General features: G+C 65.1%; 9 protein-coding genes. 5 read left to right on the plus strand and 4 right to left on the minus strand.

The window, feature by feature from the left end; translation table 11 throughout:
* Positions 1-8: 8 nt before the first annotated feature.
* A complete protein-coding gene (locus tag CPH63_RS05175) occupies positions 9-869 on the minus strand; it encodes a glycosyltransferase (RefSeq protein ID WP_096301869.1) in 861 nt (286 codons plus the stop codon).
* A 610-nt stretch (positions 870-1,479) separates the two neighbouring features.
* Here CPH63_RS05175 and CPH63_RS05180 point away from each other — a divergent pair.
* From CPH63_RS05180 to CPH63_RS05190, 3 genes are all read left to right on the plus strand, one after another.
* Positions 1,480-2,223: a PIG-L family deacetylase gene (locus CPH63_RS05180; protein WP_157749291.1), complete on the plus strand. Its 744-nt coding sequence runs from the start codon at positions 1,480-1,482 to the stop codon at positions 2,221-2,223.
* A 361-nt stretch (positions 2,224-2,584) separates the two neighbouring features.
* Positions 2,585-3,433, plus strand: a complete 849-nt coding sequence (locus tag CPH63_RS22075) for a glycosyltransferase (RefSeq protein ID WP_157749292.1) — start codon at positions 2,585-2,587, stop codon at positions 3,431-3,433.
* A gap of 20 nt (positions 3,434-3,453) precedes the next feature.
* A complete protein-coding gene (locus tag CPH63_RS05190; RefSeq protein ID WP_157749293.1) occupies positions 3,454-4,638 on the plus strand; it encodes a polysaccharide pyruvyl transferase family protein in 1,185 nt (394 codons plus the stop codon).
* Here CPH63_RS05190 and CPH63_RS05195 read toward each other — a convergent pair.
* The 3 genes from CPH63_RS05195 to CPH63_RS05205 all read right to left on the minus strand — a co-directional run bounded on the left by CPH63_RS05195 (position 4,635) and on the right by CPH63_RS05205 (position 9,881).
* Positions 4,635-6,887, minus strand: a complete 2,253-nt coding sequence (locus tag CPH63_RS05195) for a (Fe-S)-binding protein (protein WP_096304961.1) — start codon at positions 6,885-6,887, stop codon at positions 4,635-4,637. The genes CPH63_RS05190 and CPH63_RS05195 overlap by 4 nt on opposite strands.
* 289 nt (positions 6,888-7,176) lie before the next feature.
* Complete coding sequence (locus CPH63_RS05200; protein ID WP_096301873.1) at positions 7,177-8,433, minus strand: lipase family protein; 1,257 nt, start codon at positions 8,431-8,433, stop codon at positions 7,177-7,179.
* 431 nt (positions 8,434-8,864) lie between these two features.
* On the minus strand, positions 8,865-9,881 hold the full coding sequence (locus CPH63_RS05205) for a LacI family DNA-binding transcriptional regulator (RefSeq protein ID WP_096301874.1): 1,017 nt from the start codon (positions 9,879-9,881) through the stop codon (positions 8,865-8,867).
* 105 nt (positions 9,882-9,986) lie between these two features.
* Here CPH63_RS05205 and CPH63_RS05210 point away from each other — a divergent pair, with 105 nt between their 5' ends.
* Entirely contained in the window at positions 9,987-10,904 is a 918-nt protein-coding gene (locus CPH63_RS05210; protein ID WP_197704582.1) for an amidohydrolase family protein, read from the plus strand.
* A 5-nt stretch (positions 10,905-10,909) separates the two neighbouring features.
* Complete coding sequence (locus CPH63_RS05215; RefSeq protein ID WP_371364864.1) at positions 10,910-11,464, plus strand: cysteine dioxygenase family protein; 555 nt, start codon at positions 10,910-10,912, stop codon at positions 11,462-11,464.
* Positions 11,465-11,490 lie beyond the last annotated feature (26 nt).

Genomic DNA, 11,490 nt, shown 5'->3' on the forward strand with positions numbered 1-11,490 from the left:
CCTCGAGGTCAGGAGCGCGCATAGTCGCCTGATTTCTTGAGTAGCCGGCGGACCGAGAAGACGTCCTGAAAGGCGCGCACGCCGTCGGAGACCACGTTGAAGGTGGAACCTTCGTCATTCGACCAGTGAATCGGAAGCTCGTGAACATCGGCATCGCGGCGGAGGAGGCGAGCGATCAGCTCGACATCGAAGGCGAAGCCGGCCATCTGCATCTCGGCAAAGACGGCGCGTGCAGTTTCTCCGCGCATGAGCTTGAAGCCGCACTGGGTGTCGGTGATGCCGCCGACGAGGGACGCTGAGGCTCGGTTGAAAGCACGGCTTCCCAGTCGGCGCATCAGAGGCTGGGAGACCTCATAGCTGGCCCCGGCGCAGCGCCGCGATCCGATCACCACCTCGACCCCGGCGTCGAGACGGGCCAGCGCATCGCTGATTGACGAGGGAGGGGTGGAGAGGTCGGCGTCGCAATACCCTACGAACCGTGCGGTGCTTTTGAGCACGCCAGCCCGGACGGCGGCGCCCTTGCCGCGCGTGCGGCAACTGATGACGCGAACCGGTGTCGCAATCCGGAGCTGGTCGAGGGCAGCGGCGGTGGCGTCGACGCATCCGTTGTCGACGACGGTGATGCGCGCGGAGTAGCCGCATGTCTCCAATACGCGGGATATAGCGGAGACGGTTGCCCCAATTCTCTGGGCTTCGTTCAGAGCCGGAATGATGAGATCGAGATCATAGGTTCGGTGCATATGAACCACGGAAGTCGATACGTTTGCTGCCGGTGGTCGCACCAGCGTCTCCGGCTTGAGCGGCAAGAGCGAGAGTTCAACGCCGTTCGTGTGAAGAAGTGATCTTTCGTCCAGAAGCACTTTGGGCATAACGAAACAATCCCCCTAGCTAGTTCGCGCAATGCACTACCGCAATACCCCTGATTACTTCGAGTAGTGGTTACCCCGTCGCGATCCAGCCGAAGAATACACATATGCAATGACGTCAAATCCCTTCCGAATGTTTCTTCCGATGCACGCCTCCGAAATCCATTTTTGTCCAATTTGCGAGTATTTGAGCGGATCTGGCGCTCGCTTTTCATGAACATCGGATCGCTCGAAATGAAGAATGGGTTCACTAGTTGGAAACGGCATGTTTCACGGCAATTTTCGGGTGGATCCAGGGTATCTGTTGGTTACCTACTGGACATATTGTGATGATGGGCTCATTTTCCCGACCGCGGTGCTTGGTGGTTTCCCTGGTCACCACTTGTCCATTTCGACTGCTACGCTCGCCTCCGTATCCAGGCTTCGGAGGGTCGAGACCTATCGTGAATAGTTCGCATGTAAGGCGTTTGTCCTGCATCGCCTACGTGCTGGGACGTTCGGCACTGAGTTGAGCACAAGAGGCAATGCGGGCGAGTTGCTCGACGTCATCAGTGCGTTCGGGGGGTGCGGTGACGGGCCTGTCACGACGCGAGGTCGGCTGCGGGGTGCGAAATTGATCGTCGCCTCTCCGCATCTAGATGATGCATTCCTTTCCTGCGCGGCGTTGCTGCAAGATATCCGTCGCATGGTTTCAGTATCCGTGGTCACATTGTTTACCGAGGGTGGCAATTTGGTGACCCTTTCTGGTCGGCAATTCGTCAGGCAGTGCGGATACTCCGACGTGGACGGTCTCTACCGCGATAGGCGGGCTGAGGATCTCGTGGCGGCGGGGATGCTCGGCGTCGACGCTGAGCACTTGAGCTTCGTCGAGGCTCTCTATCGACCGAAGCCCGAGGCCCGAGGCCGTGTGCTCCGACGTATGTCGGCCGCCTTTCCGGAGTCTGCCGCGATCTATCCGACTTATCGATGGCACGCCTCCAAGGGGACGATTGCCCAATCGGACCTGTCGACTCTGAAGTCGGCGTCAACGGCTCTCGGGCGGTACAACACCTCGGAGAACGTCGTGGCGCTCTGCCCGCTGGGCATTGGTGATCACGTAGATCATGTGCTGACCCGTACTGCGGTTGAGGCAGTGTTCCAACCCGAGCAGATCATCTACTACGCCGACCAGCCGTACGCCCTGCACTGGCCGACCTCAAGGTGGCGCTATCCGGATGGTTCACGGGAGCCTGTCGAATACCGGGGCGATCAGATACGGAAGGCGAGCATCCTGCGCACCTACGCCACGCAGGTCGACGCTCTCTTTCCGGAGGGCATGCCGGAACTGTCCGAGTTCTACTACGCCTACCGGCGATGACGCTCCGGCGACGGACATGAGGATCGGACCCCGGCGGGGGCCGCGAACCCGTCCTCGGATTATCCTCTCGATCTTCGATCACGAACAGAATCCGTACTACGCTGGCGGCGGCCCAGCCGTAGTCAAGCGGATAGCCGCTGAGCTTACGCCGCAATACGAGGTGATCGTGGTGACGGCGGGGAGCCGGCGCACCGAATTCCGAGAGGGCATCTGCTACCGATTTCTGCCCGTTCTCTGGGGTGGGCCGAGAGGCGGTCAGCTTCTTTGGGCCCTCGTGCTGCCACTGGTTGCGGTCTTCTGCGACTTCGATCTCTGGGTCGAGAGCTTCACGCCGCCCGTCTCCTCCAACTGCCTACCTCTGGTGACCCGCAAACCTGTCCTGGGTGTCGCGCAGGCGCTGTCAGCTCGAGCCATGGCTAAGCGCTACGGCACCAAGCTGCCCGTCCTGCTGGAGCGGCGCCTCTTGTCGACATATCGAGACATTGTGGTGCTGAACGAATTCGACCAAGCCGAAGTGCGTACGTCGACGCCCAAGACCGCCGTTCATCTCATTCGCAACTCGGTCGCCGTTCCGGAATCGCTTCCTTCGCGCAACTCGGCAACGCAGCCGTATGGGCTCTTTCTTGGGCGTATCGAGATATATCAGAAGGGGATCGACCTGCTGCTCGCCGCGCATCGTGAAGCTGGCGCAGCAGCGCTGCCGTTGGTCATCGCTGGATCTGGCGCGTCTTCGGAGAACCGCACGCTAGAGCGACTCATCGCCCAGGCACCCACCGACGTCCGTTGGGTGGGTCGGGTCGCCGGCGCCGAGAAGGATTCTCTGGTTCGGGGTGCGGCCTACCTTGTCGTCACATCGCGTGAAGAGAGCTTCTGTCTGGCCGCACTGGAGGCGATGTCCTTCGCGGTCCCGGTCATCCACTTCGATCTTCCACAGCTCTCCTGGATTCCGGACGAGTGCGGTGTCCGTGTCCGCTGCTTCGACATACCGGCGCTGGCCGGGTCGCTCCGTGACCTGTCGGCGAATACGGAGGCTCGTGAGCGGTTGGGAAGCAACGCTCGTGATTTTGCCGTCGAGACGAGTCGCACCAATCAGGGTGCGTATCGGCGGTTAGTGGAAGAACTACTTGGCGCGGAGCGCGTCCGGGCAATCCGGCCTGGAGCAGACCCAATCCGTCCCAGAAAAATGACCGACCCGGAAAGGGAATTTTGATGAGTGGCAATAGTCGATCGGTGAAGCAGGGCCTCTTGCGACGGCGTAAGCGGCCCGCGCCGGAGGTGGGCGGCTTTGCCGATCTGGGGTCGCAGCTGAACTACGTACTCGGTATTGACACCGGCCGACGCGCCAAGAGCCTCGCGATTGTCGGCAACTATGGCAATGGCAACACCGGCGATGAAGCGATTCTGGCCGGTATCGCCGAGCTGCTTCCGACCGGGACCCGCTTGCGGGTGCTGGCGAAGGATGCGAGCCTCGTCCCGCCGATCGAACTGGCGGATGGCGCCGTCGTGGTGAATCGTCAATCGAAGCAGGGCATCAAGGCCCTGCTCGGCTCTGACGTCGTCGCCATCGGCGGAGGTGGAATGTTCGGCTCCGGAATGCCTCGCCTCTTGCACGCATTGCCGGTGGTCGGTCTTCTGCTCAGCTACGCCGGGCGCGACGTGATCTTCGTCGTGATCGGAGCCTACCCCGACATGCCCGGGACCAGTGCGCGTCTCCTGCAGTCGCTGGTGTCACGCTCGCCCGCGGTGACCGTGCGGGACCCGATCACGGCTGAATTCCTGCAGCGTAGAGATGCTCGCCGTAGAAACGGGCTGAGCGTCGTGGCCGATCCAGCGGTCGCCCTCTCGCCGGCAACGCCTGAAGCTATCGCGCGCGAACTAGGCGACGACTGGCAGGTCGACCGCCTGCGGTTGGTGGTCTCCCTGAAGCCGTCGCCGCGGCCCAGTGACAATGAGGCTCAGGTCGTCTGGGCAGCGGAGGTGATCCGGGAGTGGACATCGCGGCCTGGTGCCACCGCCTGCCTTCTGTCACTCTCGTCCCAGGGGGATTTCGGCCTCGGGGATTCGGTCACCGACGCCACGCTGGCGGGGCAGGTGCGGCAGCTCTGCGGCCTCGACTCGGAGATCCGCTTAGTCGGCCCGAACCTGTCACCTCGGGTCGCGAAGGGTGTCATCGCATCCTCCGGGGGCGTGGTCGGGGCGCGGCTCCACGCTCTGATCTTCGCCCATGCCGTGGACGTCCCAGCGTTTGGCATCATCTTCGAGGTCAAGACACGTCAGTACGCCTCCGAGATCGACGCCGAGTTCTGCGAACTGCCTCACCCTGACTTCGCTGGCATCAGCGAATGGCTCGACCAGGTGTATCGCGCCGGCTCATTGTCGTGGGAGGTACGCGCCGAGGAGATCGCCGGCGGCTAGCTCGTCACAACTGGCTCCGGGGCCGGCTCCGGTTCGGGCTCCGGCTCCGGTGCGGCCGGAGGAGCCGGCGGCGCGGTGAGCGACTGCTGCAGGATCTGCGCGACATCCAGTACCTGCACGTCGTCGCGGGCATCGCCGTCGGCCTTCTTCGCCGTCACGGCGTCCGAGAGCATGACCATGCAGAACGGGCAGGCGGTCGAGATCAGGTCGGGGTCCAGGCCCAGCGCCTCTTCGGTGCGCTCGACGTTGACCCGCTTGCCGATCTTCTCCTCCATCCAGAAGCGAGCGCCGCCGGCGCCACAGCAGAAGCCTCGGTCCTTGCAGCGGTGCATCTCTTCGGACTTCAGCGACGGGATAGCGCCGAGGACGTCACGCGGCGGCGTGTAGACCTTGTTGTGCCGGCCCAGGTAGCACGGGTCGTGGTAGGTGACCTTCTTGTCGACCGGCTCGACCGGCGTGAGGCGCCCCTCGTCGACCAGCTTGGCCAGCAGCTGGGTGTGATGGACGACCTCGTAGTTCCCGCCGATCTGCGGGTACTCGTTGGCGATCGTGTTGAAGCAGTGCGGGCAGGTGGCGACGATCTTCAACGGCTCGGCCCGGGTGATCGAGTTGAGCACCTCGACGTTCTGCTGCCCGAGCTGCTGGAAGAGGAACTCGTTGCCCAGACGGCGCGCCGAGTCGCCGGTGCAGGTCTCCTCCTTGCCCAGCACCGCGAATTCGACGCCGGCCACGTTCAGCAGCTCGGCGAAGGCCTTGGTGACCTTCTTGGAGCGGTCCTCCAAGGATCCGGCGCAGCCGACCCAGAAGAGGTACTCGATCTCCGGGCCGAGCTTCTCGCCCGGGTTCGCGCGCTTGACCTCGAAGTCGAGCTCCTTGATCCAGTCCTCACGCATCTTCGGGGCCAGGCCCCAGGGGTTGCCCTTGCTCTCCAGCTTGCGCAGCATGACGCCGGCCTCGGACGGGAACGCGGACTCGATCAGCACCTGGTAGCGGCGCATGTCGACGATGTGGTCGATGTGCTCGATATCCACCGGGCACTGCTCGACGCAGGCGCCACAGGTGGTGCAGGACCAGAGCACATCCGGGTCGATGACCCCGAAGCTGGCGGCGTCACCGACGAGCGGGCGCATCAGCTGCTCGACGTTGGTGCCCTCGACGCGCGGGTACCCCGCCTCGGGGACGTGCGCTCCGTGGTCGCCCTCCAGGCTGAAGGCCGGCTCCACGCCCTCGCCTGCGGTCTTGCCGTCGATCAGGTACGGGGCCTTGGCGAAGAGGTGGTCGCGCAGGTCCATGATGAGCAGCTTCGGCGACAGCGGCTTGCCGGTGTTCCAGGCCGGACACTGCGACTGGCAGCGTCCACACTCGGTGCAGGTGGCGAAGTCGAGGTAGCCCTTCCAGGTGAAGTCCTCGATCTTGCCCTTGCCGAAGACGGTGTCCTCGTCGAGGGAGTCGGGGTCGGCGAAGTCGATCGGGTCGCCGTTGTTGTCGGTGACCGGCAGCAGCGGGCCGAGGCCCTTCGGCAGCCGCTTGAAGTACACGTTGATCGGTGCCGTGGCGATGTGCAGGTGCTTGGAGTAGGTGACGATCACCAGGAACACCATGACGACGGCGACCTGGGCGATCAGGAAGAAGGTGGCCAGACCCTCGTTGTAGTCACCCTGCCCGAAGAGCTGGGCGGTGGCGTAGCTGGCGAAGGTCCACTTCGACTCGCCGAAGGGGAACTGGCCGGCGTTCATCTGCGCGCCACGCAGCCCGAAGAGGGTGAGCACGACCAGCGTGATCATGATGAGGATGATCCAGGCCGGGCCGGTGTGCGAGCCGTAGAACCGGGACGCGCGCTGCTTTCGGGCCGGTGCGTTGCGAACTCGCAGGATGGCGAAGGTGGCCAGACCACAGAGCACCGCGACCCCGAAGAAGTCTTCGAGGAACCCGAGCACCTGGGACTCACCGATGATCGGGATGTGGAAGTCCTTGCTGATGATCAGGGCGCCGTAGGCCTCGAGGATCGTCAGGTTGAGGATGAGGAAGCCCCAGAAGGTGAAGAAGTGCGCGAGGCCGGGGACAGACCACTTCAGCAGCTTCTTCTGGCCGAGCACCTCCTCGGCGTCGTTGACTACGCGCGGAGCGGCATCCTTGCCCCGGCCCTTGGCGGGTTTGCCGGAGCGAATCAGCTTCACCAGCCAGAGGATTCGGCGACCGGCGATTATCGCGGTGACCAGAGTCAAGGCAACGGTGATGATGACGCGCAGTAACACTCGGTTCTCCTATTGCGGCAGTCTGCTGACCTGTCGTGTCAGCAGTCTTCTCAGCAGTTTTTCCGGCAGTCTTCCCAGCGGTCTTTGCCAGCAGTCTTGCCAGCACAGCAAATACATGACAACTAGATCATGTACGACGCTAGAACCTAGAGAGCCTATAGAAACTACTGGCCGGTAACTAGCAGACGTTGCGCGCATCACCCCCCGGACCGCCCGATCGGGGAGTTCGATGCCCGGAATCCGGACCGAAAACTCCCCGATCGAGGGGTAGGGCAGACGTGCGTTAGTTGCAGGCGCCCCAGAGCCACTTGCCGCTGAACCGGTCGTCCAGGAAGTTGAGGACGTCCGGCGTCTTGGTGACGGCCAGCGTGACGTGCTCGGAGAGCAGGACGGGCTGGGCCACCACCTTCACGCCCTGGCTGCAGTACTTCTTGACCAGCGCCTCGGAGTCGGCCGTCGGGATCGCCTCGTCCAGCTGGGAGTAGTAGTCATAGATAACCGACACGGGCTTGTTCTGGCCGAGACTGTCGGCGGCCAGGATGGCCTGGTTCTGCGGCTCGCTGAACGCATTCGGGTTGGTCGTGAAGTCACTGATCTTCTTCAGGGCCAGTCCGGGTGCGAAGTCGGCGATGCAGGAGTTGTCGGCCGCCTTGAAGGCCGCGACGCCAGCCGGATTCAACTGCCCCCACATGTTCCACTCCGGGTACTCGTGGCTGAGCCCGAGCATGGCCCCGGCGATGAAGCCGAAGAAGAGGCCCCCGTCCAGTGACTTGACCGTGTTGGCCAGGTTCGGCGGCGCGCCGCCGAAGGCGATCCCGGCGATCTTGAGGTCCGGCGCGTAGCTGTGCTGCAACTCTGCCGTCCAGGCCGTCGCGTGGCCTCCGCCTGAGTAGCCCCAGGCACCGACCGGCGTCTTGGAGGAGAGGCCGGCGGTGGAGAAGCTCTGCGCGGCGCGGATGCCGTCAAGGGCGATGTGGGCCTCCTGTGGCCCGACCAGGAAACCGGAGTCCGGGCCCTCGTAGTCGGGTATGGACAGCGCGAAGCCCTTCATCAGGGCCAGGGCCATCAGCGACTGCTCCTGACCGGTGAGGATGTTGCTGCCGGTCTCCAGGGTGTAGGACGGGGCGCACTGCGATCCGGTGCTGTCCTCGGCCGCCTGGTAGGAGACCAGTGGGCGCGATGGCGCGCCACCGGTGTACTTGGCCGTCGGCACCAGGATGGTCGTCACCGCGGTGATCGGCTGGTTGTGGGCGTTGTTGGAGCGGTAGGCCAGCTGCCAGGACTTGGCTGACTGGGTGATCCCGACGAAGGCCACCGACGCGTTCACCACCCGGGATCGGATGATGGCACCGTTGGAGTAGCTCGCGAGATTGGCCGGCGATTGGTAGAACGGATCGTCCTTGGGCAGCGGATAGGTCGCTGCGGTGTCGGCCCCGGCGCCGCTGCTGGCGGTGCCGACCAGACCGGCCGCGGCCGCCGCAGTCACCGCGAGCAGGCCGGCGGTGAGGGCGGCGAGGCGCCGTCCAGATCGTTTTCTCATGTTTCCCCCGTGCTTGTGCTGGTTTTCGGTAGGCAGCCGCAGCGCCGACCGTCGCGCTTCGCGGTCCGGCCGGCGCCGCAGCTGCCTCTCTTGCCAGGTCGTGGTGCTGCTTATTCCCAGAGCAGCACCACCACCAGTCCTCGCTAGTGCCTCAGCGCTCGTAGGGGGAGGATGGCCGAAGCCTCGTTTATTACTCCCCGGTAGATGCGATGTAGGTCTCGAAGCTATGGGCAGACCGGGATTGTGACAAGGCCACTTTTCATATGCGAATGTGATCTAAATCACGTGGTACCCGACGTTCACGATACCGTTCGTAGAACCCAAAACCGGGCGGGGCGATTGTTACTTAGCGCCGGGTTAGCGAGGGTTTACTCAGTGTGGGTAACTCTGGCGCTGATGTCCGTCTCGTGCGGGTGCTTCGGAGGGGGTGACTAGCTGGGCGTGATGGACGGCGGGGCGATCGAATCGCGGAGTTGAACCGCCGGCGAGAGCACCTTGCGGCGGCTGCGCTTGCCGCCGTCGACGGCCAGTATCGTCCGCGCGACGACCGACTCGGTGAGCTCGTCCACCGGCCAGTGATACGTCGACAGCGGTGGGGTGAGGACCCGGGAGACCGGCTCGTCGTCGTAGCCCATCACCGACAGATCCGTCGGGATATCCAGGTTGAGCCCGCGCGCGGCCAGGTAGACGCCATAGGCGATCGAATCGGCCAGGCAGAGGATCGCCGTCGGCCGGGGGATGCCGGTGAGCACCGAGGTGGCCACTGCGGTGGCGCCGTCCAGGTCATGGGGCGCGGTACGTAGTACCGCTCGCAGCCCCAGTGTCGGCGCCACCTGGTGGACAACCGCCTCAGCGGAGCGGTCCGGGGTCCCGGTGCTCACTGCGGTCAGTACGGTGACGTCCCGATGCCCGGCGTCGGCCAGCCGGGTCAGCGCGTCGGTGACCGCCATCGCGTTGTCGAAGACGACCTCGGCCGCGGTCGATGCACCCGGAAGCCCGTCGCCGATGCTGACCAGCACCGTCTCGGCGGCGATGGTCGACCAGTGGGCCGCGCGCGGGTCGACCGGCAGGCTGATCAGGCCGTCGACGCGCTGGTCCACGAGTTGGCGGGCCAGCGACGCTTCGCGCTGTGGATCGTTGGCGGCGTCGACGATGAGGGCCTGCCGTCCGGCCTCCAGGAGCCCGCGTCCGAGTGCGGCGGCGACGCGCTGCTGCCAGGCATCTTCGAGGGCGCCGCAGAGGACGCCGATGTTGTTCGTCCGACCGGAGGAGAGGGCCCGCGCGATCGGATCGACCTGGTATCCGAGTCGCTCGGCCGAGGCGCGCACCCGCGCCTGGGTCTGCTCCGGGACTTGCAGTCCGCGCAATGCATAGGAGACTGCAGCAGTAGAGAGACCGGTGTCTGAGGCGATGTCGCGTAGCGTCGGCCGGCGCCGGTGCTCGGTCATGGCGCCAGCCTACGGCGTGCCGGCCCACGGCGGGCTATAGCGCACTGAACCGATTCACTGTAGCGTGTCACTTAACCGTTTCACCGGAATGGAGGCGACCAGCTAGTGAGTCTGCTGCCGGGGCGTGTCGACGTGCACCAGCATCTCTGGCCGGCCGCCCTCATCGACGCCTTACGCACGCGCAGTGAGCCGCCTTTTCTTGACGGTTGGACGCTGCATCTGGCCGGCGAGGCGCCCTACCCGGTCAACCCGGCGCATCATGACGTCGCGACGCGGGCGGCCGCCGAATCCGGGGCCGACCAGGTGCTCCTCTCCCTCTCGGCCGGCCTGGGAATCCATGACCTGAAGCCGGAGGATGCCGCGCCGCTACTGACCGCCTGGCACGACGGCGTCGCTGAACTGCCGGCGCCGTTCGGGGCCTGGGCCGCCACCACCTACGCCGACCCTGATCTGGGGCTGCTCGCGCGGCGACTGGCCGGCGGAGCCTTCGTCGGGTTGGAGGTCTCGGCCAACTGGTTGGCGACGCCGACGCTGCTGCAGCGTCTGCTCCCGACGCTCGAGGTCTGCCAGGCGGCCGACCGGCCGGTGCTGGTTCACCCGGGGCCGGTCACCGGTGAGCACGGCGGCACCGAGCAGGCTTGGTGGGCGCCGGTGGTGAACTACACCGCGCAGTTGCAATCGGCCTGGTGGGCCTGGGCCGCGGTCGGACGCCGCCTGCTGCCCGAACTGAGGATCTGCTTCGTCGCCTGTGCCGGCTTGGCGCCGGCCCACCAGGAGCGGTACCTGGCCCGCGGCGGCGTCCCCCTGGCCGTGGATCCGGATGCATTCGTCGACAGCTCCTCCTACGGTCCGCAGGGACTCGACGCGGTGATCCGCGCCCTCGGTGTGGACGTGATCGTCTATGGAAGTGATCGCCCCTACGCCGAGCCGGTGGAGCTCGCCGGCTCCTACGCCGGTGCATCCGTGCGGCACGCGATCAACATCGCCAATCCCCGACGGCTGCTTGTCGGTGGCTCGCCGTGACCGATGTGGATTGGGTGCCGGCGCAGGAGGCGCTGCGCCTGAACGTCACCGGGCACGAGGTGTCGCTGGCGACGCTGCCCGGGCGTGACCTGGATCGGTGGGAACTGCTGGAGCTGGCTGGGTCGGTGGCGGCTACACCGCACCTGTGGCGCGAACACGTCGCCTACTCCGACTCCGAACGCCACTATGTGTCGCTGTACCGCGACGCCCATGTGGATGTCTGGGTGCTCTGCTGGACTCCGAGCAACGACACCGGCTGGCACGACCACGACATCTCGTCGGGGGCGGTGGCCGTGGTCGAGGGGTGCCTAGTCGAGCACAACCTGGCCGTCGGCGTGCCGAGCCTGGTCACCGACGTGCCGGCCGGCCAGATCTTCTGCTTCGGTCCGGAGCATATTCATCGGCTGGTCGGACGTGATGCCGGCAGTGTCTCCGTCCACGCGTATTCACCACCGTTGTGGCGGCTCGGCCAGTACACGGTGAGCCGCACCGGCGTGCTGCGACGCAGATCGGTCTCCTACGCCGACGAGCTGCGCCCGCTGGACGACATGATCGTCTGAGCGCCGGGGTGCGCGCCTTGTAGGTG

The organism is Jatrophihabitans sp. GAS493 (genome assembly GCF_900230215.1).
GTDB lineage: Bacteria > Actinomycetota > Actinomycetes > Mycobacteriales > Jatrophihabitantaceae > MT45.

Bases quoted from the DNA above. Each gene is read 5' to 3' on its own strand.
- CPH63_RS05200 (WP_096301873.1), bottom strand. From the start codon at position 8,433: ATGAGAAAACGATCTGGACGGCGCCTCGCCGCCCTCACCGCCGGCCTG.
- CPH63_RS05205 (WP_096301874.1), bottom strand. From the start codon at position 9,881: ATGACCGAGCACCGGCGCCGGCCGACGCTACGCGACATCGCCTCAGAC.
- CPH63_RS05175 (WP_096301869.1), bottom strand. From the start codon at position 869: ATGCCCAAAGTGCTTCTGGACGAAAGATCACTTCTTCACACGAACGGC.